Genomic DNA, 23,618 nt, shown 5'->3' on the forward strand with positions numbered 1-23,618 from the left:
TGGGCGATGAGAAAGAGTTAACCCAGCTGTCTCTTGCCCAACCGATAGCGGGCACAGAATGCTCGATCTGGCGGCCGACGTCTGCGCGAGCACCCTTTCGCGCGCGGACCGCCTTCGGAGAGACGATCGTGTCGCATTTGCAGCATCCCTCAGTTCCCCCCGCTTCCCACCCGCTCCGCAGATCGCTGGCGATCATCGCCGCCATGGCGACTGCGACGGCGGGCGCCGTGCTCGTGCCGACTGCGGCACAGGCGGCGGTGTCGACGGACGCCCCCGTCGTGATCTCGGAGGTGTACGGCGGCGGCGGCAACAGCGGCGGCGCGTTCAACCGTGACTTCATCGAGCTCGCGAACGTCTCGGGCGCGCCGATCGACCTGTCCGCGTACAGCGTGCAGTACGCGTCGACGAGCGGCAGCTCGTGGCAGGTCACGGCGCTCACCGGTATCACCGTCCCGAAGGACGGCCAGGTGCTCATCGGTGAGGCGTTCGGCACGAACTCGGCGCAGCCGGCCATCGAGGCCGACGTCGAGGGCAGCATCCCGATGTCGGGCACGGGCGGCAAGGTCGCACTCGTCTCGAACCAGACGGCCCTGTCGGGATCGGCCGACCTGACCACGCGCGACGACGTCGTCGACTTCGTCGGCTGGGGCGCGGCCACGCACTTCGCCGGCACGGGCGCGGCGCCCGCGACCACCAATGGCACGAGCGTGTCGCGCTCGGCGTCGTTCGCGAACACGGCCGACAACAAGGCCGACTTCACCGCCGGCACCCCCACGCCGACGGGCCTCGGCTCGGATGACACCGACCCGACCGACCCGACCGACCCGACCGACCCGCCGGTTGACCCGACCGATCCCCCGGTCGACCCGACGATCGTCGCGATCGCCGACATCCAGGGCGCAGGCGCGGCATCCCCGCTGGTCGGCACGACCGTCACGACGGAGGGCGTCGTCACGGCGTACTACCCGACCGGTGGTTTCAACGGCTACGTCATCCAGACCGCAGGCACGGGCGGCGCGATCGACCTCGCCGCACACACCGCGTCGGACGCGATCTTCGTCTACTCGCCGAGCGCGACCGGTGAAGTGGCCCTCGGCGACACCGTGCGCGTCACGGGCGCCGTCTCGGAGTTCAACGGCCTGACCGAGCTCACCGTCGGCGCCGGCGGCGCCGTGAAGGTCGCCGCACAGACCGCCCCGACTCCCGCGACCGTCGGCTGGCCGACGGATGCCGCGCAGCGCGAGTCGCTCGAGTCGATGCTCGTCGCCCCGCAGGGCGAGTTCACCGTCTCGAACACGTACTCGACGAACCAGTACGGCGAGGTGGGCCTTGCCGCCGGCAGCACTCCCCTGCAGCAGCCGACCGACGGTGCACGCCCCGGCACCGACGCGGCAGCGGCCATCGCGGCCGACAACGTCGCCCGCGGCGTGACCCTCGACGACGGCACGAGCATCAACTACCTGTCGTCGGCCAACAGCGGCCTCACCCCCGCGTACGTCTCGCTCACCGAGCCGATCATCGTCGGGGCATCCGTCACCTTCACCGACGCCGTGATCGTCGACTACCGCAACAACGCGTGGAAGCTCAACCCCACCGGCCCCCTCGCCGGTGACGGCACGGGCACCGACGGCGTCGTGTTCTCCGACCCGCGCACGACGGCCCCCGAAGAGGTCGGCGGCGACGTGCGACTCGCGTCGTTCAACGTCCTGAACTACTTCACGACCCTCGGCAACGAGAACCCCTCCTGCGTCGCGCACACCGACCGCTTCGGCGACGGCGTCACGGTGCGCGAGGGCTGCGACCAGCGCGGTGCGTGGGACGCCGATGACCTCCAGCGTCAGCAAGACAAGATCGTCGCGGCGATCAATGCCCTGGACGCCGATGTCGTCGGTCTCATGGAGATCGAGAACTCGGCCGCGCTCGGCGAGCAGGCCGACGAGGCGACTGCGACGCTCGTCGCGGCGCTCAACGCCGCCGCGGGTGCCGACACGTGGGCCTTCGTCCCGTCGTCGACCGACCTGCCCCCGGCATCCGAGCAGGACGTCATCACCAACGCGATCATCTACCGCACCGCGTCCGTCGACCGTGTCGGCGAGTCGCGCGCGCTGGGCGACCAGAGCGGCGCGGGCGAGGCGTTCAGCAACGCCCGTGAGCCCATCGCGCAGGTCTTCGAGGCCGCCGGCGGCGGCGACCCGTTCCTGTTCGTCGTGAACCACTTCAAGTCGAAGGGTTCGGCGGGCCCCTGGCCCGGCGACGCTGACGCAGGTGACGGTCAGGGCTCGTCGAACGAGTCGCGCGTGCGTCAGGCGACGGCCCTGCGCGACTGGGTCGCCGAGATCCAGGGTGACGTCGACACCGTCGCACTCGCTGGTGACTTCAACTCGTACACGGCGGAGGACCCGCTGCAGGTGCTGTACGACGCCGGCTACGTGGATGCCGCGCAGGCGCTCGACGTCGACACGTCGTCGTACAGCTTCTCGGGTCTGTCCGGCTCGCTCGACCACATCCTGCTGAGCGGTGCTGCGAAGGACCGCGCAACGGGTGCCGACATCTGGAATATCAACTCCGGTGAGTCGGTCGCGCTCGAGTACAGCCGCTTCCGTTCGCACGGTACCGAGTTCTACGCTGCCGACGCCTACCGCTCCAGCGACCACGACCCCGTGCTCGTGGGGCTGTCGGCCGAGGCTGCTCCGGTTGAGCTGACCCTGCTCGGCATCAACGACTTCCACGGTCGCATCGACGCCAACACGGTCGCGTTCGCCGGCACCATCGAGCAGGAGCGCGCCGCGGCATCCGGCCCGACGCTGCTGCTGTCTGCAGGTGACAACATCGGCGCCTCGCTGTTCGCGTCGTCGGTCGCGCAGGACCAGCCGACGATCGATGTCCTCAACGCCCTGGGCGTGCAGGCCACGGCGGTCGGCAACCACGAGTTCGACCGCGGTTGGGCCGATCTCTCGGGCCGTGTGACGGATGCCTCGGACTACCCGCAGCTCGGTGCGAATGTGTACCTTGCGGGTACCGAGACTCCGGCCCTGCCCGAGTACGCACTGCTCGATGCCGGTGGCCTCGCGGTCGGCGTCATCGGCGCCGTCACCGAGGAGACGCCCACGCTCGTCTCCCCCGGCGGCATCACGGACATCACCTTCGGCGACCCGGTCGAGGCGGTCAACCGCGTCGCCGGTCAGCTCACCGACGGCGACCCGTCCAACGGCGAGGCGGATGTGCTCATCGCGCTGTACCACGAGGGTGCCGGAGCGGGAACGCCCGACGGCGCCACGCTCGACGAGGAACTCGCCGCCGGCGGGCCCTTCGCGTCGCTCGTGAACGACACCGCCCCGAGCATCGCCGCGATCTTCACCGGTCACACGCACAAGGAGTACGCGTGGTCGGCGACGATCCCCGGCACCGACCGCACCCGTCCTGTCGTCCAGACCGGCTCGTACGGCGCGAACGTCGGCAAGATCACGCTGACGATCGACGGCTCGGACGGCACCGTCACGGCGCACACCGAGCAGCTCGTGAAGCGCACGACGACGCCGGCGGCCGACCTCATCGCGACCTACCCCAAGGTCGCGGCCGTGGACGGCATCGTGAAGCAGGCGATCGCTGCGGCGGCCGAGGTGGGCAACACCGCGGTCGGCGAGGTCGCCGGCGACATCACGACGGCCTACTCGGGCGGCGCGTTCGTCGACGGCGTATGGACCGGCGGCAGCCGTGACGACCGCGCGAGCGAGTCGACGCTCGGCAACACGGTCGGCAATATGCTGCGCGACAGCCTGTCGGGCCTGCCGAACGGCGCCACGATCGGTGTGACGAACCCGGGCGGTCTGCGCGCAGACCTGTGGGACACGCAGGCCGAGTTCGGCGCGACGGCTGTGGCCGGTCTCGCCGACGGCACGGTCTCGTTCTCGCAGGCGAACGCCGTGCTCCCGTTCAACAACACGCTGGCGCTCGTGAGCCTCACCGGTGCCCAGTTCAAGACGCTCCTCGAGCAGCAGTGGCAGCGCGCCGCGGACGGCACCGTCCCGCAGCGTCCGTACCTGCAGCTGGGTCTGTCGGACAACGTCTCGTACACGTTCGATTCCACCCGCCCCGAGGGTGACCGCGTCACGTCGGTCACGATCGACGGTGCCCCGCTCGATGTGGCGGCGACGTACCGTGTCGGCACGTTCTCGTTCCTCGCGACCGGTGGTGACAACTTCCGGGTCTTCACCGAGGGCACGGACTACGTCGACACCGGCCTGCTTGACTACGAGGCCTGGATGGACTTCATCGCCGACGGCTCGCCGCTCGCGCCCTCCTACGCCAAGCAGGCGGTCGAGGTCACGGGTGCACCCGCGACGGTGAAGGCCGGCGAGCAGGTGTCGTTCGGTGTGGCGGGTCTCAACCTGACCAGCCGTGGCGCGCCGGAGAACACCTCGCTGCAGGTCTCGCTCGGCGGCATCGACCTGGGTGAGGTCGCTGTCACCGGTGGCGCCGCGCAGGTGAGCGTGACGGTTCCGGCCGGAACCCCGGCGGGCGCAGCGACGCTGACACTCACGGCTCCGGCATCCGGCACGGTCGTCGAGGTTGCGATCACGGTCGAGCAGTCGGTGCAGCCGGCGGCGACGTCGACGAACCTGTACGCACTGCTGCCCGTCCACATCAACCGCCTGCTGCCGACGACGCTCGTCGCGACGGTGCGTCAGGACAAGGGCACGCCGGACGGTGTCGTGGTCTTCCGCGAGGGTGACAAGGTCGTCGCGAAGGTGGCCGTCAAGTACGGCATCGCGACGTACCGTCTCGGCACGCTGAGCCGCGGCACGCACACCTACACGGCGACGTTCGAGCCGAACGACGCCACGGTCGCTAAGAGCTCGAAGAGCTCGGCGGTCAAGGTGCGCTCGCTGTTCTAGATCGCACGGCGTCACGCCGAATGCGGCGTCGTCCTTCGGGGCGGCGCCGCATTCGCGTGTTCAGGCGCTGTCACGGCGCCTCGTGCCTAGGCTGGCTTCGTGGTGACGACGGTGGTGATGGTGCACGGCATCCGCACATCCGCAACGATGTGGCGCGCGCAACTCGCGCACCTCGAGGCGCGCGGCACGCCCGGGGTCGCCGTCGACCTTCCCGGCCACGGCGCGCGGATGGCGGAGCCGTTCACGCTCGAGGGCGCGTTCGCGACGATCGACGGGGCGGTCCGTGACGCCGCCGCCGACGGCAAGGTGCTGCTGGTCGGCCACTCGATGGGAGGCCTGCTGTCGACGGCGTACGTCGGGCAGGAGACCAAACCGCCCGTGGATGCCTTCATCGCGGCATCCTGCACCGCGATCCCCCGCGGTGCGGGCCTCGCGACCTACCGCGCCCTTGCGCGCGGGTTCGACCTGCTGCCGCAGCGCGGCGATCCGATCAGCGCGTGGGTGCTCGCGCACACGCTGCCGCCCGAGACGCGTGCCGATTTCGGCGCCGGTGGGTATGCGTACGACGCGCAGGATGTCGCGCTGCGCAGCCTCTCGGTGCTCGATCTGCTCGCCGCGCTGCGACGCATCGACGTGCCGATGTGGTTCATCAACGGGCAGTACGACCAGTTGCGCATCAACGAGCGCCTGTTCGTCTCGCAGGTGCCGGGAGCGGAACTGATCGTCGTGCCGCGCACGAGTCATCTCGTGACGGCGATGCGTCCGCGCGTGTTCAACGCGCTGCTGGATCTCGCGTTGGCCACGATGGATGCCGGGGCATCCGGCGCGGTCTCAGACGCGGCGGGCTGAGCGGGGGCGGTTGCGGATCGCGAGTGTCATCGCGCCGCCCGCGATCGAGAGCACGCCGCCGACGGCGAACAGCAGCCAGAAGTTGCCGACGAGGGCGACCAGGCCCGCGCCGATGAGCGGACCCAGGAGTTGCCCGAGGCTCGCCGACACGTTGAACAGGCCGAGGTCGCGGGCGCTGTCTTCGGGTGACGGCAGCAGGTCGGTCGCGAGCGCCAGGCTCACCGACATGTACGCGCCGTACCCGACGCCGAGCAGCGCCGCGGCGATCATCGTCGTCTCGTACGACGGGGCCAGGGCGATCAGCAGCGACGCGATGCCCTGCACGATCGCCGCGCCCACGGTGAGGACGATGCGGTGCCCGCGCCGGTCGGAGATCCGGCCCGAGACGATCGCGGCCGCGACGACGAACACGGTGTACACGACGATGAGCAGCAGCAGGTCATCCTCGGCAGTCGCGGCATCGCGATCGAGGCCGTAGAGCAGGTAGAAGAGCAGGAGTCCCGTGCCGAGGGCGTTGCCGATGTTGACGATCAGGCGGCCCCACAGCAGCCAGGCGAAGTCGCGGTCGCCGAAGGCGGCGAGTCGCTCGCCGATGGTGCGCGACGAGCGCGCCGCCGCCGACGCACGCGGGGCCGGCGGGTCGGGCAGCAAGAGTGCCGCCGCGACACCCGCGACCAGGAGGAAGCCGGCGAGGGCGAGATATCCCGCCACCAGGCCGAGTTCGAGCAGGACGATCACGCCGACGCCGACGACGATCCCGACGGCCTGGCTCGACGAGACGACAGCGGCGGCGGCGCCGCGCTGAACGGTGAGCTGATCGGCGATGAGGGCCGTGAAGGCAGAGGATGCCACGGCCGTGCCGACCGAGACGCCGACCCAGGCGATGCCGACGCCCCACGGGCCTGTCGCGAAGCCGATCGCGACGAGCGACGCGGCGCCGAGGACGACACCGCCCAGCGCCCATGGGCGTCGGCGGCCGAACGCGCCACGGGTGCGGTCGCTCATGGCGCCCGCGAGCGGTGCTGCGATGACACCCGCGAGTCCGCCGGCGGCGAGGACGAGCCCCGACGAGATCACGCCCGAGATCCAGCCGTCCGCGTCGTCGGGAGTGTTCAGCTGCAGCGGGATGAGCAGCTGCAGCGGAGTGAGTTGCACCGTCCACAGGGCGAGCCACGCGAGGGTGAAGAGCGTGAACCAGCGGGCGCCTGCGCGCACAGGCCGGGTGGTCGCTGGGGTGGTACCGGGAGGAAGCGACGACACGGGTGGGGGCTCCTTCGTCGATGAGCGGCCGGTCGGGCACCGGTGAGTCGATCATGCCGCATGCGGAGGCGGCCTGCGCGCATTGGGTGGGTGCGGTGGGTGGGCGGGGGCATCCGCTCATCCGTCCCGACACGCGGCAACCCACGCCGACACCCGACCGATCGGGACGGATGACGCGCGGATGCCGAGGCGCACGCTGGCGGGCATCCCCTCATCCGTCCCAACACGCGGCAACCCACCCCACCACCCGACCGATCGGGACGGATGACGCGCGGGCGCGCAACGCAGAAGAGCCCGCCCCACGCGGGGACGGGCTCTTCTCGAAGGTGATGCGGCTCAGAGAGCGGCGACCTGCTTGGCGATCGAGGACTTGCGGTTCGCCGCCTGGTTCTCGTGAATGACGCCCTTGCTCACGGCCTTGTCGAGCTTGCGGGTCGCCTTGGCGAGTGCCTTCTCGGCAGCGGCCTTGTCGCCGGCTGCGATGGCCTCGCGGGTGCGACGCACCTCGGTCTTCAGCTCGCTCTTGACGGCCTTGTTGCGCTCGCGGGCCTTCTCGTTGGTCTTGTTGCGCTTGATCTGCGACTTGATGTTCGCCACGTTCGACGGCTCTTTCGTTCGGAGTTTTCGATGGATGTGCCGGGGTAGCGGTAGAGGGGCGCCTCCGGCGGCGTGCAGGGTGGGACCCGCACGCAAGCCAATCACCGAGTCTACCAGGTGGATGCCGCGATGCCGGAATCACGCATCCCGGCGCCGCGCTTACGCTCATCCGTCCCGATCTGCGGCATCCGCAGCCGCGAAGCGGCACAACGGGACGGATGAAGGGATGCCACGCGCCGCGGGCGGCCACGCCCACGCGTCCCGCCCGACTCAACCCCCGAACGGGGCGCGGGTCGCGATGACGGTGACGAGGCGCTCCACGGCGAAGACCGGGTCGCGGGAGGCGCCTTTGACCTCGGCATCCGCCCGCGCCGCCGCCTGGATCGCCATGCCGAGGGATGCCTCGTTCCAGCCGGTCAGGTCGCGCCGGGCGCGGTCGACCTGCCAGTCCTTCATCCCGAGACGCGCGGCGAGGGCCGACGACGACTCGCGCGCGCCGGCGACCCGCGCCATCGTGCGCAGCTTCGAGGCGATCGCCGCAACGAGCGGCACGGGGTCGGCACCGCTCGCGAGCGCATGCCGCAGGGCCACGAGGGCATCGCCGTAGCGGCCGGCGATCGCGGTGTCGGCCACCGTGAACGCCGACGTCTCGACGCGCCCGCCGTAGTACCGCTCGACGACCTGCTCGGTGATGTCGCCGGGCACATCCGCGATGAGCTGCTGACAGGCCGCGGCCAGCTCCGTGAGGTCGTCGGAGAACGCGCCCACGAGCGCCCGCAGCGCAACGGGCGCGATGCGCTTGCGCGCGGCTTGGAACTCGCCCGCCGCGAAGTCGAACCGGTCGGAGTCGCGCTTGACGGCCGGGCACGCGATCTCGACGCCGCCCCCGGTGCCGGCGCGGATCGCGTCGAGCAGCTTCTTGCCGCGCACGCTCGAACCGGTGTGCCGCAGCACGACGGTCGCGCCGTCCTGCGGCGCCTCGAGGTACGCGAGCGCTTCGGTCAGGAACGTGTCGGAGCACTTCTCCACGCCCGACACCCGGACCAGTCTCGGCTCGCCGAACAGCGACGGCGACGTCAGCCCGAGCAGACTGCCCGATGCGTAGTCGTCGGCGCGCAGGTCGGACACCTCGAGGCTCTCGTCTTCGGCACGCAGGAAGTCGCGGATGCCGGCGATCGCCCGCTCAGCGCACACCTCTTCGGGCCCCGAGACCAGCACGATCGGCGCCGGCTGCGGCGCACGCCAGGAGATCTGCGGAATCGCGGACGCCGTGCGACCGGTTCCGCCCCGCGAACTGGAACGGCGCGGCGCGGGACTCATGCCAGCCAGCCTACCCATCGCCCCCGACACCAGAGCCCGCAGCACCCGAGCCCCCGACACCAGAACCCAATGCTCCATCACCCGCGGCACCACGGCGCTCATGCCACAGCCGCAGGCCGGCATCGTCGGTCCACGCCGCGATCATCCCCTCGTGGTCGGTGCGCGCGACGCGGGCACCGAGCGCCGTCAGCATCTGCAACGTCTCGGCGCGGGGATGCCCGTAGTCGTTCTCGCCGACCGTGACGAGGGCGAGTCTCGGCCGCAGCCGCGTGTACAGCGACGCGGACTGGTCGGCGCTGCCGTGGTGGGCGACCTTCACGACGTCGTAGCGGGTGCGTAGCACAGCGCCGGATGCCATCGCCTGTTGCCCCGCTTCGGACAGATCCCCCAGGAACAGCGCCGTGGGAACTCCCCCGCCGATGACCTCGACGACGACGCTCGCGTCGTTGCCCGGTGGCGTGTCAGCGCGCGGCCACAACGCGCGCCAGCGGGCCCCGCCCAGCGCACCCGTCATGCCCCGCACGGCCGTGATCGACCGTGCACCGGATGCCTCGAGCCCGGCCAGCAGCGCCGCATCGGCGTCACCGCCCGGCGGTCCGTGCAGCACGGTGCCGATCCTGCCGCGCACGGCATCCACGCCGCCGCGGTGATCGAGGTCGAAGTGCGTCAGCACGAGCAGGTCGATGCGGTCTATGCCGAGCCGGTCCAGGCACTGCGCGAGCGGCTCGGGCGCCGGTCCCGTGTCGATCAGCGCGATCTGCCCGGCAGACCGCACGAGCACGGCATCGCCCTGCCCGACGTCGCACGCGACGATCGCCCAGCCGGTGGGCGTCTCGGCGCGCGTGATCGCCTCGCGCACGGGCCCGAGCGCCACCCCCACGCCGACGGCCGCCGCCAGCACCAGCACGCCGATTCCGCGCACGCGCGCCGGGACGGGCGCAATGACCGCGGCGACCGCCGCGCCGAGCACCGCCAGCGCGAGGAATCCGAGCGGCCCCTCCTGCCACGCGACGACGCTGCCGGGTAGCGTCGCGAAGGTGTCGGCCGTGCCTGCGATCCACGCGGCGGGCAGCCATGCGACCGCGACCAGCCCGCTCCCGAGCAGCGGCACTCCCGCCGTGAGGCACGCGGCGAGCCCGACGACGGTGCCCGCCGGCGCCGCGGGCGCGGCGAGGATGTTCGCGACCACGCCGAACACCGACACCTGCGGCGCGATCAGCACCAGCAGCGGGCCGCACGCGAGCTGCGCGGCCAGCGGCACCGAGATCGCGAGGGCGAGCGGCTGCGGCATCCATCGCGACAGTCCGTCGGCGAGGGGACCGGCGCCGACGAGCAGCGCGCCGGTCGCGGCGACCGACAGCGCGAACCCGAGCGAGAGTGCGAGCCACGGATCCACGATGAGCAGCACGACGACCGCGGTCGTCAGCAGCGACAGCCCCGCGCCCGGTCTGCCCAGCAGCAGCCCGAGCATCGCGATCGCCGCCATCGCGGCGGCGCGCACGACCGACGGCTCCGGCGAGACGAGGATCACGAACGCGACGAGTGCACCCAGACCCGATGCCACACGGATGCGCCGCGGCGCCCGCAGCAGCGCCGCAACCCCGAAGGCGATCGCCACGACGAGCGCACAGTTCGCCCCCGACACCGCCGTCAGGTGCGACAGCGACGACGTCTTCATCGCGGCATCCAGCTCGGGTTCGACGGCACTCGTGTCGCCGACCGCGAGCCCGGCGATGAGCCCGCCACCGGGCTGCGGAAGCGACGCTGCCGACGCGACGAGACCGCGGCGCAGGGCGGATGCCACGGCGAGCACACCCGGCGGCTCGGTGAGGATCTCGGGTTCGGCGGTCGCGTCGATCACGAGGACAGCACGCTCGCCGGCATCGGCGTGCCATGCCGTCGCCCGCATGCGCAGGCGTGCCCCGAGGTCGAGTTCGGGCGGGGCCTCGTCGATGCGGACGAGGACCGGCACGCCCGATCCGAACGACTGCGGCTCGCCGGTGCGCGCGCCGAGCCATGCACGATCGAGCGTCGCATCGAAGCGCCAGCCGGTGGCGCTGCGCTCGATCTTGCCGACAGCCGTCACCTCGACGACGAGCGCTCTTCCGCCGGAGATCTCCAGGCTGCGCGCCGCCGCACGCGCCGGCTCGGCGACTGCCACGTGGGTGCACACCGCGGCGGCTGCGGCAAGGCACACCGCGAGCACAGCCCACCAAGCCGTGCGCCGCACGCCGCGGCGCGTCGCGACCACGAGCACGCCGCCTGCCGCCAACCACAACACCGCGGCGGCCGGCGCCGCGAGTTCGGCGTGCAGCGTCGCGAGCGCCGCCGCAAGCCACGCGAGCGCGGCCACCGGAACGAGTCGTGCATCACGCCGGCGAGCCCGGCGCAGCGACGTCACACCGTCACCAGGTCGCGCAGGCTCGCGAGCATCTTCTCGCCGATGCCGGGCACCGACAGCAGGTCGTCGACGCTCGTGAATGCGCCGTTCGCCTCGCGCCACTGGATGATGCGCTCCGCGATCGCGGGCCCCACGCGCGGCAGCGTGTCGAGAGCGGCGACATCGGCCGTGTTGAGGTTGACGCGCCCGTCGCTAGCGACGCCGCCGGCCGCGCTCGCGGGCGGCTCCTCCCCCACGACCGGCACCCGCAGCTGTTCGCCGTCGGTGACGCGCCGCGCGAGGTTGACCGCCTCTTCGTCGGCGTCGGATGCGAGACCGCCCGCCGCCGCGATCGCGTCGACGACCCGCGCACCGTCGTCGAGGCGATACAGCCCGGGGCTGCGGACGGCTCCCGAGACGTGCACGTACAGCGCGGGGAGCTCAGCGGATGCCGTGGTGTCGATCTGCTCGCTGACGACCTCGCCCGCCGCATCCGGCGCGCCGGCGGCACGGACCATGCCGATCATGACCGACACGGCGGCGGCCACGAGCACCAGCACGATCGCCGCACCCACGCCGAGGCGGCGACGTGCCGGTCTGTCGATCGTCGCCCCGGTCACTCCGACACCCTGACAGTGTCAGAGCGCCCGTGGTGGCCCGCTCCCCGGATCAGTGGACAGATCGCGAAATCCGCCACTTGGGGAGGAGGCTATGCGGTGGTGAAGCTCACGACCTTCGGCGCACGCACGACGGCGCGAGCGATCTCGCGGTCGCCGAGCGAACGGACGACCTTCTCGTCGGCGCGAGCCAGCGCCTCGAGCTCATCCGCCGAGATGCGGGCCGGCACCGTGAGCGTGCCGCGCACCTTGCCGTCGATCTGCACGACGGCGGTCACCGACTCCTCGACGAGCAGCGTCGGGTCGGCCTGCCGCCACGTCGCCAGGCCCACGAACGGCTCGTGGCCAAGCAGCGACCACATCTCCTCCGCGGTGTGCGGTGCGAACAGGTCGAGGATCATCGCGATCGCCTCGGCCGCTTCGCGCACGGCGGGGTCAGACGGTCCTGCCGGACCGTCGATCGTCTTGCGCGTCACGTTGACGAGTTCCATGAGGCGCGCCACGACGACGTTGAACTTCGTCTGCTCGACCAGGCCCGGGGCATCCGCCCACAGTCGGTGGGTGGCACGGCGCAGGTTCTGGTCGCCGTCCGCCCAGACGACGTCCGGGCTGCTGGACACGTCGTGCGCGATGCGCCACGCTCGCGCGAGGAACTTCTGGGCGCCCGTGGTCGACACGTCCTCCCAGTTGATGTCGTCCTCGACGGGCCCGGCGAAGGCGATCGCGACGCGCACGGCGTCGGCACCGGGGTCGACCATGCTCGAGGCGAACTCGACCAGGTTGCCCTTGCTCTTGGACATCTTCGAGCCGTCCAGCAGCACCATGCCCTGGTTCACGAGGCTCGAGAACGGCTCGGTGAACTCGATCAGGCCCATATCGAAGAGGACCTTCGTGATGAACCGCGCGTAGAGCAGGTGCAGGATCGCGTGCTCGACACCGCCGATGTACGCGTCGACGGGCTCCCAGCGGTCAGCCTCGGTCGTCGAGAACGCCTCGATCTGGTCGCCCGGGTTCAGGAACCGCAGGAAGTACCACGAGCTGTCGACGAACGTGTCCATCGTGTCCGGGTCGCGCAGCGCCGGCTCGCCGGTCTCGGGGTCGACGGTCTGCATCCACTCGGTCGCGCCGCCCAGCGGCGAGGTGCCCTTGGGGGCGAGGTCGAGACCGCGCGCGTCGGGCAGCGTGAGGGGCAGCTGATCGTCGGGCACGGGGACGACCCGGCCGTCCGCGGTGTGCACCATCGGGATCGGCGTGCCCCAGAAGCGCTGACGCGAGATGAGCCAGTCGCGCAGGCGGTACGACTTCGCCGCACGGCCGGTGCCGGATGCCTCGAGCTGCTCGATGCTGCGCGCGATCGCGTTGCGCTTGCTCAGGCCGTCCAGCGGGCCGGAGTTCACCATGCGGCCGTCGTCGGTCAGGGCGATGCCTGTCACCGCGGGGTCGATCTCGTCGAGCACGGGGCCCGGATCGATCGGCACGCCGTCGTCGTCGAGTTCGATCACCGGGATCGCACCCGTGACGGGCGCGGTCGTGTCGACGACGACCTTGACCGGCAGATCGAAGGCACGGGCGAAGTCGAGGTCGCGCTGGTCGTGCGCGGGCACGGCCATGACGGCGCCGTGGCCGTAGTCGGCCAGCACGTAGTCGGCGGCCCAGATCGGCAGCCGCTCGCCGTTGACCGGGTTGATCGCGTACCGACCGAGGAAGACACCGGTCTTCGGACGGTCGGTGCTCTGGCGCTCGATGTCGGTCTGCTTCTGCACGTCGTCGAGATATGCCTGGAAGCGCATACGCACCTCGGCATCCGCACCGGCTGCCAGTTCGGCGGCGAGATCGCTGTCGGGGGCGACGACGAAGAACGTCGCGCCGTACAGCGTGTCGGGCCGCGTCGAGAACACCGTGACGGTGCCCTCGCGACCCTCGATCCTGAAGTCGATGTCGGCGCCCACCGAACGACCGATCCAGTTGCGCTGCATCCGGATGACCTTCTGCGGCCAGAAGCCCTCGAGCTGGTTGAGGTCATCGAGCAGGCGGTCGGCGTACTCGGTGATCTTGAAGTACCACTGCGTGAGCTTCTTCTTGATCACCTCGGCGCCGCAGCGCTCGCAGTGCCCGTCGACGACCTGCTCGTTGGCGAGCACGGTCTGGTCGTTGGGGCACCAGTTGACCGGGCTCTCCTTGCGGTAGGCCAGGCCGCGCTCGTACAGGCGCTGGAACAGCCACTGGTTCCAGCGGTAGTACTCGGGGTCGCTCGTGTGCAGGACACGGCTCCAGTCGTACGACGACCCGAACTCGCGGAAGCTCTTCTTGTGCTGGTCGATGTTGCGGTAGGTCCACTCGCGCGGGTCGCTGCCCGCACCGCCCTTGATCGCGGCGTTCTCGGCGGGCAGGCCGAACGAGTCCCAGCCGATCGGGTTCAGGACGTTGTAGCCGCGGTGGCGCCAGAAGCGCGCGACGACATCGACGTAGGCGTAGTTCTCGGCGTGCCCCATGTGCAGGTCACCGGACGGGTACGGGAACATACCGAGCACGTACTTGCGCGGGCGGGTGTCTGCCTCACCGCCGGCGCGGAACGGGTCATCCTGGGCCCAGCGCGCCTGCCACTTCTGCTGAATGGCGTACGGATCGAAGCCGTCGCCGGGCGCGACAGACTCTGTGGAGGCATGGATCGTGGACACAGGTCACCAATCGTGGAAAGTCGGGAACGCGCGAACGCGTCCATCCAGATTACCGGACGGCGACTGGATCGCTCCCGGAGCCGTCCCACGCCTCCCACTCGGGCGGCAGTGCCGAGCCCAGCGCGGCGAGCGGCCCGCGCGCCTTGACAGCGACCTCGGCGACTTCGTCGGCGGCGTGCGAGAGCCACGTGATGCCGCCGCCGGCGCCGACATACGCGCCGCCGGGGTGCACGACGATCGAGCGGATCGTCATCGCGAGATCGGCCCGGCCGTCTCTGCCGACCCAGCCGAAGCACCCCGCGTAGACGCCCCGCGCCGCGCCCTCCAGATCATGCAGGATCGTCATCGCCGACAGCTTCGGTGCCCCCGTCATGCTCCCCGCGGGGAACGCGGCACCGAGCAACTCCCCCAGCGTCACGCCGTCGCGCAGCCGTCCCGCGACCGTGCTGACGAGCTGATGGACGGCGGGATACGACTCGACCTCCAGCAGCCGCTCGGCCGCGACCGTTCCGGGCAGGCACACGCGCTGCAGGTCATTGCGCATGAGGTCGACGATCATCACGTTTTCGGCACGTTCCTTGACGCTGTCGACGAGCTCCCGTGCCAGTGCGGCATCAGCGGCGGCATCGGCGCCGCGCGGGCGCGTGCCCTTGATCGGCCGCGTGCGCACGATGCCGCCCGTGACATGCAGGAACTGCTCGGGGCTCGCGCTCAGCAGCGCATGGTCGCCGACGCGGATGTATCCGCCATGGTGCGCCGGTTGCGCGCGGCGCAGCCGCAGATACACCGCGACCGGGTCGATCGGTGCCGCCGCGTCCGCCGCGAGCTCGAACCGCGTCGTGAGACACAGCTGGTAGGCATCCCCCGCGCGGATCGCGCCGCGGCACCGCTCGATGAGGTCGACATAGTCATCGGGCGCATGACGTGCTGAAGCGATGCGAACGGATGCCTGTGCCGCAGGAGGCGCGGCGAGGTCTGCGAGGCGCGCGCGCCAGACATCGAGCTGTGCTCGGGCATCCGTCAGCTCCGTCTGTGGCGCGATGAGCCACGCAGAGCGGGCCGCGTGGTCGAAGGCGACGAGCCGTCGCACCGCGAGTGCGGCGCGGTCGGGCGCGAGGCCGTCGCTCGTCGCGGGTGCCCCCGCGGTCGCCGCGGCGCCGTCGTACCCTGCCCAGCCGACCCAACCGCCGGCGAACCCGCCGGGGATGGACCCCGTCTCGCGCTGTTGCAGCGGGATGTCGGTGGGCAGCCCGGCGGGCTCGCCGATGCCCATCCAGCTCCAGCCGGTGCGCGCGTCGGGCCCTGCGTCGAGCCAGAACGCGTGCGACGCTCGCGCGGGCCCGGCGCGGAACAGGTCGGCGGGATCGACCCAGTCGATCCGCGCGGCGACGGACTCGGCAGACACTCATTCAGGGTAGAGGTCGGCGGCATATTCTTGAGCGGTGAACGACTTTCTGACGTGGCTGTTGGATGCCGTGCAGAGCGTCGATCCCGTCCTGCGAGCGGTGCTGGCGGGCGTCGCGATCATGCTCGAGACCAGCGTCCTGGTCGGGCTCGTCGTGCCCGGTGACACGGTCGTCATCGTCGCGTCGACCGCCGTGGGGAGCTTCACCGAGGCCGTGATCCTCACCGTGACCGTGATCGTCGGAGCCCTCATCGGTGAGAGCATCGGCTTCTGGCTCGGTCGGTGGCTGGGGCCGCGCATCCGGCATTCGCGGGTCGGGCGGTGGCTCGGCGAGGACAACTGGTCGCGCGCGGAACTGTATCTGCGGCGCCGTGGAGGTCCGGCGATCTTCCTGTCGCGGTTCCTGCCTGTGCTGCATTCGCTCGTGCCGCTCACGGTCGGCATGAGCGGCTTCGCCTACCGGCGCTTCCTCGCGTGGACGGCGCCGGCCTGCGCGGTCTGGGCGATCGCCTACGTCGGCGTCGGCGCGGCCGCTGCGGGCACCTATCGCGAGCTGTCCGACCGGTTGCACGGGGCGGGCTACATCTTCGTGGGGATCATCGCGGTCTTCCTCGTGCTGGCGTATCTCGCCAAGCGCCTCATCGTCCGCGGCGAGGCTCGCCACATGAGCCGCCAGAGCTCGGAGGGTGATCCGTCGTCCGACGACGTGGGAGAATGAGGTGATGCCTTCCGAACCCGCACCCCGCACCAAGGTGCTGTGGATCGCCCGCCTCGAGTATCGCTTCCACGCGTGGCGCGAGCGGCGTGCGCGAGCCCGCGGGAACACGCCGAGCGTCTCCGGGTATCCGGGTTACGGCACCGAGGAGTGGATCCGCGTTCTCGGCCGCGTGCTGATCGTTCCGCCGCTGCCGACGCGTCACCGCGGTGAGTACGCGAGCGTGCGCGGCTGGCGCTCGTTCGCGTCCGTCCCGGTCGGCTACGCGCAGGTGACCGTGACCGTCGACGGCGTCGACCACGACGTCGTCGCCGACCGGGGCGGCGTGATCGACACGGTCCTCCCGGCTCAGCTGCCACCGGGGTGGCAGACCATCACGATGTCGGTGGAAGGCTCAGAGCCGTTCGAGACCCGCGTCTTCATCGTCGGCGCCGACGTGCGCTTCGGCGTCGTCTCCGACGTCGACGACACCGTCATGGTGACGGCACTCCCCCGGCCGTTCGTCGCCGCGTGGAACTCGTTCGTCCTCGACGAGCACGCGCGCCAGCCCGTCCCCGGGATGGCGGTGCTGCTCGAACGCGTGATGCGCGGGCATCCGGGTTCGCCCGTCATCTACCTGTCCACCGGCGCATGGAACGTCGCGCCGACGCTGCAGCGGTTCCTGCGCCGCAATCTCTTCCCCGCCGGTTCGCTGCTGCTGACCGATTGGGGTCCGACGCACGACCGGTGGTTCCGCAGCGGTCGCGAGCACAAGGCCGACAATCTGCGTCGCCTCGCCCGCGAGTTCCCCCACATCACGTGGCTGCTGATCGGCGACGACGGGCAGCACGACGATGCGCTGTACACCGCGTTCACGAGCGAGTTCCCCGACCGCGTCGCGGCGGTCGCGATCCGGCGCCTCTCGCCCACCGAGGCGGTGCTCGCCGGCGGGCGCACGGCGGTCAATGACCACTCCGCGGCGGACGTGCCGTGGGTGAGCGAATCCGATGGTGCGGGGCTGCTGGACCGGCTGTCCGAGCACGGCATCGTCGCGCCGGAGTGATCCGCCGCGACGCGCGTCGCGCGTGTGTCCGATGCCCGTCGTAGGCTGACGATCATGTGCGGACGTTTCGTGGTCGCTTCCCGTGGCTCAGAGCTGGTCGGGGTTCTGCGCGTCGATCTCGAGGGCGACGAGCTGCCGGCGCCATCGTTCAACATCGCGCCGACCGATCGCGTCGCGATCGTGCTCGACTCGGCCAAGACCGAGCCGCCGACGCGGCGGCTCGAGAGCGCGCGGTGGGGCCTCGTGCCGACGTGGGCGAAAGATCCCGGCATCGGCGTCAAGGCGTTCAACGCGCGCGCCGAAGAAGTCGAAGACAAGCCGATGTTCCGCCAGGCCCTCATCAAGCGGCGTGCTGTGGTCCCGGCATCCGGATACTACGAATGGCACACCGAAGACGGCGTCAAGACGCCGTACTACATCCATCCGACCGACGACTCCCCCCTGATGTTCGCGGGGCTCTACGAGTGGTGGAAGGATCCCTCGAAGGCCGACGACGATCCGACCAGGTGGCTGCTCAGCTTCACGATCATGACCCGGTCGGCCCTCGGTGCGCTCGGTTCGATCCACGACCGGATGCCCCTGTTCATCGACGCCGACTACGCGGATGTCTGGCTCGATCCGACGACCGACAACGTCGGCGACCTGCTGGATGCCACGATCGACGCCGCCCCCGAGATCGTCGACAGCCTGTCGATGCGCGAAGTCGGTCGCGAGGTAGGCAACGTGCGCAACAACGGGCCCGAGCTGATCGAGCCGGTCAGCTGATTCGGGCTGATTCGGGCTGCATGCCCGGCCACTGGCGACTCGGCCGCGCGGCTCGCCGCGCTCGAGGACGCGATCAGCGGTTGACGTAGCCCATGTGCAGTGCGTTGTACCGGTCGCCCTGCACGCCGATGCGTGCCGCGAGGGCGTCGAGATCGGCGAGGTCGTCGGCCGACAGCGCGACGGTCGTGGATGCCGCATTCTCCTGGATCCGCGCCGTGCGCCGAGTGCCGGGAATCGGCACGACCCACGGACGCTGTGCGAGCAGCCAGGCGAGTGCGACCTGGCCGGGCGTCGCACCGCGTGAGGCGGCGAGCTCCGCGACGTGGCTGACGAGCGCCTGATTCGCCGCACGGTTGTCGGCGGTGAACCGCGGGATCGTGCCGCGCACGTCGCCGTCGCTGAAGGAGGTCGCAGCGTCGACGATGCCCGTCAGGAACCCCTTGCCGAGTGGGCTGAACGGGACGAACCCGATGCCGAGCTCGGCGAGCGTCGGCAGGACGTCGGCCTCGGGGTCGCGCGTCCACAGCGAGTACTCGCTCTGCACGGCCGTCACAGGAAACACCGCGTGGGCCGCACGGATCGTGGCGGCGGATGCCTCAGATAGCCCGAAGTGGCGCACCTTGCCCGCGGCGACGAGGTCGACGACGGTGCCGGCGACGTCTTCGATGGGGACATCCGGGTCGACGCGGTGCTGGTAGAACAGGTCGATCGTGTCGGTGCGCAGTCGCTGCAAAGATTGGTCGGCGACGCGGCGGATCTGCTCGGGGCGGCTGTTCAATCCGACGCTGCGTCCAGCCTGGATGTCCCAGCCGAACTTCGTCGCGATGACGACATCGTCGCGCAGCGGCTCGAGTGCTTCGCCGACGAGCTCTTCGTTGATGTAGGGCCCGTAGACCTCCGCCGTGTCGAAGAATGTGACCCCGGCATCCGGTGCCGAGCGCAGCACCGCGATCATGTCATCGCGGTCGCCGGGGTTCGGCCCGTAGCTCTGCGACATGCCCATCGCGCCGAGGCCGATGGCCGACACCTCGAGTCCCTGTCCGAGTGTGCGGGTGTGCATCAGTTTGTCTCCTCGACGGTCGACGGGATCGGCGCGGCCGGCTCTACCCGTGTGGCCGGTGGGGCGGGCTGAGTCGCGACCCAGCTGGCCAGCAGCTTGAGGCGCTCTTCGGAGGGCGACCCCGGTTCGGCGGTGTAGATGAGGAACGACATGCCAGGCTCGGCGGTCAACTCCATCCCCTCGTAGCTGAGGGTGAGGTCGCCGACGACGTGGTGGTAGAAGTTCTTGACGCCCGAACCGTGCCGGCGCACGTTGTGCGCGCCCCAGCGCGTGCGGAACTCGTCGCTGCGCGTCGACAGCTCGCCGATGAGGTCGTGCAGTTGCTTGTCGCGCGGGTCACGGCCGGCCTCGATGCGCAGGATCGCGACGCTCGTGTCGGCGGCGGTGTTCCAGTCGGGGTAGAACTCGCGCGAGCGCTCGTCGAGGAAGTTGAACTTCGCGAGGTTACCGTCCGCCGGGCCCTCGAGCACCCAGTCGTAGAACGCGCGGCCGAGGTCGTTGACGGCCAGCACATCCATGCGGCCATTGCGGACGAAGGCGGGGCCGGCGGTGATCGCGTCGAGCGCGAACTGCAGGCCCGGGCGCGTCGTCCACTGCTTCGGCTTGCGGCGTGGGGGGACGACGGTGAGGCCGTTTGCGGCGTGGGCGAGGTCGAACAGGTGCTCGCGCTCGGCGTCGTCGAGCTGGAGGGCACGGGCGACGGCATCCAGCACCGAATCAGAGACGCCGGCGAGGTGGCCGCGCTCGATCTTCGCGTAGTACTCGATGCTGACGTCGGCGAGCATGGCGACCTCGCTGCGGCGCAGCCCCGCGACGCGTCGGTTCGCGCCCGCGGTGAGTCCCGCGGCCTCCGGCGTGATCCGGTCGCGGCGGGTGGTGAGGAACTCCCTCACCTCGTTGCGGTTGTCCATGACCTCGACGTTACGCCGCCCACAGGATCGCAGGGATGCCCTATCGGTACACCCCAGACGCTCAGCGCAGCGCGAGTCGTGTCTGTGTCTGCACCGCGCGGCCGTCGGATTTGAGAGTCCGGAGCAGCCGATTGAGTGTCTCGGTGTCGCGGACGCGCACGTGCAACAGGTAATCGTACGGACCGGTCACGTGCACGGCATCCCAGATCTCCGGAACACCGCGCGACCACGCGAGGAAGTCCTCGGACTCTCGCTCCGCGTCGAGCCGGACGTCGATGAACGCCCCGAGTCCCCCGGCACCATCGGCGACGTCGGGGGCGAGGACGACGCGGTAGCCGAGGATGACGCCTGACTGCTCCATCCGCCGGATCCGGGCGGCGGCCGCGTTCGTACTCAGGCCGACCTGGCGCCCGACCTCACTGAACGATGCACGCCCATCTTCACGAAGAATGTCGAGGATCTTGTCGTCGAGGGCATCCATGGCACTCATTCTCGCAGTGATGCTGCACGATCGCGCAGTTCTGCGCGCACGCCGTTCGCAAGATGAGGCACATGGATGCCCTCGTCACGTTCCCCGTCGGCGCACTCGCCGGGCTCGCACTCGCCGCGCCGCTGGGCGCGATCGGCGTGCTGCTGATGCAGGAGGGACTCGAGCGCGGCCTGCGCGGCGGACTGCCCGCGACGGCCGCTGTCGCGACCGTCGACACGCTGTACTGTGTGATCGCCGTCGTCGCGGGGACGCTCGCGGCACCCGCGATCGCGGGTCTTGCGCCCTGGCCGCAGCTCGGCGGAGGCGTGGTGCTGATCGCGATCGGCATCCGCGCGCTCGTGCGGAGCCTGCGAGCGACCGGCGCCGCGCCGGGGCGACCGCGGACTGCCACGACTTCGACACGTGGCCGCTATCCGCTCTTCCTCGCCCTCACCGCGATCAACCCCGCCACGCTCCTGTACTTCGTCGCGATCTTGCCCGGCCTGGCGCAAGTCGCCGGCTCCGCGACGTCTCGCTTCGCGTTCGTGGCGGGCGTCGCCACCGCCTCGTTCGCCTGGCAGATGCTGCTGGTGGTGGTTGGCGCCGCGCTGCGCCGCACGACCGGCCCGCGGTTCCGATTCGGGACGGCACTGGTCGGCAACGGCGTGGTCATCCTGTTCGGCATCCTGCTGATCGCCCGGGCGCTCTGAAATCGCCTGAGCCGCCGCGCCGCCGGGTCTCCGTCGCCCGGTCTCACGCCGAGAGCGTGCCGAAATACTGCTCGCTGGTGCAGAAGTGGCCTCGGCGGGGTGGCTGAGGCGACTTCAGCACCGTGCTGCAGGACTTCGGCACGCGAGCGCCGCGAGCCGCGCCACACCCGGCTCCAGGGACAGCGCGATCATCCGGTGAAGCCATCCAGACTCAGACTCTGACCACTGCGCGCGCCTGTCGTCGCGATGCGGGAAAATGATCGGAGAGTCGACAGTCGCAGTGTCCAGGAGATGATTCAGTGCCCGAGTGGTTTGTCGTGGTGCTGGGCGTGCTCGGCGGCTTCATCCTGCTGTGGTTGGTGTTGCTGCTCGTTCTGCTGAATCAGCAGCGTCGCGCGGGCGCGGACGTCGATTGGAAGGGCCTGCTGCGCTTGGTGCCAGATGTGATCCGGCTGGTCAAGCGGCTCGCGAGCGATGCGACCGTGCCGCGAGCAACCCGGTGGTGGCTCATGGCACTGCTCGGGTACTTGCTCATGCCGATCGATCTGGTGCCGGACTTCATTCCCGTGCTGGGATGCGCCGACGACGCCATCGTGGTGGCGATCGTCCTCAGATTCGCGATCCGGCACGCCGGGCTCGAAGCGATCGAGCGGCACTGGCCGGGAACACCGGCAGGCCTGCACAGCGTACTGACCCTCGCCGGATACGGGAGAGTGACGAGCGCACCGTAGCGATGCCTATTTCGCGATGACGTACACGTTCTCCGACAGACGGATGTAGTCGCCGTCGGGCGCTTGGCCTCTGCCCGGAACGAGCAAGTAACTGACCGCGCTACCTTCGCTCACGCTGATGTCATGACCCGCGACGTCGCAGGCAACCTGAGCGTTGCCATCGCTCGGCGCGATCACGAGGCACGCGCTGTCTTCGGATGCCCCCAGCGAAACCCGGACCTGCGTGCCCTTGTACTCACCGACCCGCCGGGCCGACTCCGCATCGCCAGCAGCGTCGGACGCCACCGCATCTGGCAGTTGGTCCGACGGCTGTGCCGTCCGATCCAGATCCGAGTATGGTGAGCCGACCGCAGCGCAGCCAGCGAACGCAAGTGCACTTGCTGCCAGCGCGACTGCGAAGCCGACGGGTCGGAACAATCGTGCCGATGTCATGCGAGTCAGGATAGTAGCGCCCCGAGTTCGCGGCCGTCAGCTTTCCAGCACGCGCGCCAACCGACGATCATCATTGCGCGACTCTCGCTGGATCTGTCGACGAAGGAACGGTTCAGCGATCCGGGCTATGCCATGGAGGCTGAACTGCATCTCGCACGTCACCAACGTGCTTGGCACCACGGCCGGACCGACCGAGGCGGAGGCATCCTCGGGCTCAGCTGCGCCGAACCGATAGGTGACGCGACCAGAAACCGTACCGTCATCGACCTCGAACGCCACCAGCCTGTCAGGCTCGTAGTCGACATAGCGTGTGCGCGACTCGTACCGCCGCCCCAGCATCGAGCGCACGAAAACATGCTCCGTGCCGACGCCGATCGGGCCAGGCGTTATGCGCCGCACTTCCACGAGCCCGGTCTGCCAGCGCGGTGTGTTCGTCTGATCCGCGACAAAGGCAAATACCTCGGCAACCGCGCGATGGATGAGGATCTCGGTGTTGAGCGTGAACAAGTTGACCTCCTCGCTGCATCGCATTTGGAGTCCCTATGTACGCTCAATGTAGGCCGCAATGTCAAACGTGACCATACTGGCGAAACCAAAAACGAGAGCCCGGCCGATGGCCGGACTCTCGTGAGTGACATATCTCGCGACTCATCACACTGTGGACCTGAGGGGACTCGAACCCCTGACCCCCTGCATGCCATGCAGGTGCGCTACCAGCTGCGCCACAGGCCCATTTCTGGGATGTCACCGCTCGCGCGGCAACCCCTCGATATTACTACATC

Annotated in this window: 19 protein-coding genes and 1 tRNA gene; 7 read left to right on the plus strand and 13 right to left on the minus strand. The window is 70.2% G+C overall.

The genetic code is table 11. The features are described 5' to 3' along the window. The first annotated feature begins 203 nt into the window (after nt 1-203). Both BGO46_RS07225 and BGO46_RS07230 read left to right on the plus strand, forming a co-directional pair. Nucleotides 204-4,895, plus strand: a complete 4,692-nt coding sequence (locus BGO46_RS07225; RefSeq protein WP_292676346.1) for an ExeM/NucH family extracellular endonuclease — start codon at nt 204-206, stop codon at nt 4,893-4,895. A 99-nt stretch (nt 4,896-4,994) separates the two neighbouring features. Beyond that, the gene (locus tag BGO46_RS07230; protein WP_292676343.1) at nt 4,995-5,744 is read left to right on the plus strand and encodes an alpha/beta hydrolase; all 750 of its coding nucleotides are present in this window, start codon (nt 4,995-4,997) and stop codon (nt 5,742-5,744) included. Here BGO46_RS07230 and BGO46_RS07235 read toward each other — a convergent pair. The 7 genes from BGO46_RS07235 to pabB form a co-directional block, all read right to left on the minus strand. Then, nucleotides 5,727-6,959, minus strand: coding sequence for an MFS transporter (locus BGO46_RS07235; RefSeq protein WP_292676340.1), 1,233 nt, complete (start codon nt 6,957-6,959; stop codon nt 5,727-5,729). The genes BGO46_RS07230 and BGO46_RS07235 overlap by 18 nt on opposite strands. Before the next feature lie 381 nt (nt 6,960-7,340). Continuing rightward, on the minus strand, nt 7,341-7,601 hold the full coding sequence (gene rpsT / locus BGO46_RS07240) for a 30S ribosomal protein S20 (protein ID WP_292676335.1): 261 nt from the start codon (nt 7,599-7,601) through the stop codon (nt 7,341-7,343). A gap of 270 nt (nt 7,602-7,871) precedes the next feature. Then, nucleotides 7,872-8,921: a DNA polymerase III subunit delta gene (holA, locus tag BGO46_RS07245; protein ID WP_292676332.1), complete on the minus strand. Its 1,050-nt coding sequence runs from the start codon at nt 8,919-8,921 to the stop codon at nt 7,872-7,874. A 10-nt stretch (nt 8,922-8,931) separates the two neighbouring features. After that, nucleotides 8,932-11,274 (minus strand): ComEC/Rec2 family competence protein, encoded by a 2,343-nt coding sequence (locus BGO46_RS07250; RefSeq protein WP_292676329.1) that lies wholly within the window; start codon nt 11,272-11,274, stop codon nt 8,932-8,934. Between the two features lie 44 nt (nt 11,275-11,318). After that, nucleotides 11,319-11,921, minus strand: coding sequence for a ComEA family DNA-binding protein (locus tag BGO46_RS07255; protein WP_292676326.1), 603 nt, complete (start codon nt 11,919-11,921; stop codon nt 11,319-11,321). An 89-nt stretch (nt 11,922-12,010) separates the two neighbouring features. Beyond that, nucleotides 12,011-14,587, minus strand: a complete 2,577-nt coding sequence (gene leuS, locus BGO46_RS07260; protein WP_292676506.1) for a leucine--tRNA ligase — start codon at nt 14,585-14,587, stop codon at nt 12,011-12,013. Nucleotides 14,588-14,645: 58 nt separating this feature from the next. Continuing rightward, entirely contained in the window at nt 14,646-16,001 is a 1,356-nt protein-coding gene (gene pabB / locus BGO46_RS07265; RefSeq protein WP_292676323.1) for an aminodeoxychorismate synthase component I, read from the minus strand. Nucleotides 16,002-16,038: 37 nt separating this feature from the next. Between pabB and BGO46_RS07270 the strand changes: the two genes are divergently transcribed. Genes BGO46_RS07270 through BGO46_RS07280 form a run of 3 tightly spaced genes read left to right on the plus strand, consistent with a single transcriptional unit; the run spans nt 16,039 to nt 18,523 of the window. Further along, the gene (locus BGO46_RS07270; RefSeq protein WP_292676320.1) at nt 16,039-16,719 is read left to right on the plus strand and encodes a DedA family protein; all 681 of its coding nucleotides are present in this window, start codon (nt 16,039-16,041) and stop codon (nt 16,717-16,719) included. Nucleotides 16,720-16,723: 4 nt separating this feature from the next. Further along, nucleotides 16,724-17,758: a phosphatase domain-containing protein gene (locus BGO46_RS07275; RefSeq protein WP_292676318.1), complete on the plus strand. Its 1,035-nt coding sequence runs from the start codon at nt 16,724-16,726 to the stop codon at nt 17,756-17,758. Nucleotides 17,759-17,812: 54 nt separating this feature from the next. Then, a complete protein-coding gene (locus BGO46_RS07280; protein WP_292676315.1) occupies nt 17,813-18,523 on the plus strand; it encodes an SOS response-associated peptidase in 711 nt (236 codons plus the stop codon). Nucleotides 18,524-18,596: 73 nt separating this feature from the next. On the opposite strand, the gene BGO46_RS07285 is transcribed toward BGO46_RS07280, so the two are convergent. From BGO46_RS07285 to BGO46_RS07295, 3 genes are all read right to left on the minus strand, one after another. Continuing rightward, a complete protein-coding gene (locus BGO46_RS07285; protein ID WP_292676313.1) occupies nt 18,597-19,583 on the minus strand; it encodes an aldo/keto reductase in 987 nt (328 codons plus the stop codon). Next, the gene (locus BGO46_RS07290) at nt 19,583-20,494 is read right to left on the minus strand and encodes a helix-turn-helix transcriptional regulator (protein ID WP_292676310.1); all 912 of its coding nucleotides are present in this window, start codon (nt 20,492-20,494) and stop codon (nt 19,583-19,585) included. The genes BGO46_RS07285 and BGO46_RS07290 overlap by 1 nt, the downstream gene beginning before the upstream one ends. A 61-nt stretch (nt 20,495-20,555) precedes the next feature. Then, nucleotides 20,556-20,975 (minus strand): Lrp/AsnC family transcriptional regulator, encoded by a 420-nt coding sequence (locus BGO46_RS07295; protein WP_292676307.1) that lies wholly within the window; start codon nt 20,973-20,975, stop codon nt 20,556-20,558. A 71-nt stretch (nt 20,976-21,046) separates the two neighbouring features. On the opposite strand from BGO46_RS07295, the gene BGO46_RS07300 reads away from it, so the two are divergent. Together BGO46_RS07300 and BGO46_RS07305 are read left to right on the plus strand one after the other, a co-directional pair. Continuing rightward, the gene (locus BGO46_RS07300; RefSeq protein ID WP_292676303.1) at nt 21,047-21,673 is read left to right on the plus strand and encodes a LysE family transporter; all 627 of its coding nucleotides are present in this window, start codon (nt 21,047-21,049) and stop codon (nt 21,671-21,673) included. A 317-nt stretch (nt 21,674-21,990) separates the two neighbouring features. Further along, nucleotides 21,991-22,404, plus strand: a complete 414-nt coding sequence (locus tag BGO46_RS07305; protein ID WP_292676301.1) for a DUF1232 domain-containing protein — start codon at nt 21,991-21,993, stop codon at nt 22,402-22,404. A gap of 6 nt (nt 22,405-22,410) precedes the next feature. Here BGO46_RS07305 and BGO46_RS07310 read toward each other — a convergent pair whose 3' ends face one another. The 3 genes from BGO46_RS07310 to BGO46_RS07320 form a co-directional block, all read right to left on the minus strand. Then, nucleotides 22,411-22,836: a hypothetical protein gene (locus BGO46_RS07310; protein WP_292676299.1), complete on the minus strand. Its 426-nt coding sequence runs from the start codon at nt 22,834-22,836 to the stop codon at nt 22,411-22,413. Between the two features lie 36 nt (nt 22,837-22,872). Next, on the minus strand, nt 22,873-23,343 hold the full coding sequence (locus tag BGO46_RS07315) for an SRPBCC family protein (RefSeq protein WP_292676296.1): 471 nt from the start codon (nt 23,341-23,343) through the stop codon (nt 22,873-22,875). A gap of 152 nt (nt 23,344-23,495) precedes the next feature. Continuing rightward, nucleotides 23,496-23,568, minus strand: a tRNA-Ala gene (locus BGO46_RS07320). Nucleotides 23,569-23,618 lie beyond the last annotated feature (50 nt).

It is taken from the genome of Microbacterium sp. 70-16 (assembly GCF_001898315.1).
GTDB lineage: Bacteria > Actinomycetota > Actinomycetes > Actinomycetales > Microbacteriaceae > Microbacterium.

Excerpts from the sequence above, each read along its gene's own strand:
- BGO46_RS07310 (WP_292676299.1), bottom strand. The coding sequence starts at position 22,836 with ATGACATCGGCACGATTGTTCCGACCCGTCGGCTTCGCAGTCGCGCTG.
- BGO46_RS07225 (WP_292676346.1), top strand. The coding sequence starts at position 204 with ATGGCGACTGCGACGGCGGGCGCCGTGCTCGTGCCGACTGCGGCACAG.
- BGO46_RS07295 (WP_292676307.1), bottom strand. The coding sequence starts at position 20,975 with ATGGATGCCCTCGACGACAAGATCCTCGACATTCTTCGTGAAGATGGG.
- BGO46_RS07290 (WP_292676310.1), bottom strand. The coding sequence starts at position 20,494 with ATGGACAACCGCAACGAGGTGAGGGAGTTCCTCACCACCCGCCGCGAC.
- BGO46_RS07275 (WP_292676318.1), top strand. The coding sequence starts at position 16,724 with ATGCCTTCCGAACCCGCACCCCGCACCAAGGTGCTGTGGATCGCCCGC.
- BGO46_RS07300 (WP_292676303.1), top strand. The coding sequence starts at position 21,047 with ATGGATGCCCTCGTCACGTTCCCCGTCGGCGCACTCGCCGGGCTCGCA.
- BGO46_RS07280 (WP_292676315.1), top strand. The coding sequence starts at position 17,813 with ATGTGCGGACGTTTCGTGGTCGCTTCCCGTGGCTCAGAGCTGGTCGGG.
- BGO46_RS07285 (WP_292676313.1), bottom strand. The coding sequence starts at position 19,583 with ATGCACACCCGCACACTCGGACAGGGACTCGAGGTGTCGGCCATCGGC.
- holA (WP_292676332.1), bottom strand. The coding sequence starts at position 8,921 with ATGAGTCCCGCGCCGCGCCGTTCCAGTTCGCGGGGCGGAACCGGTCGC.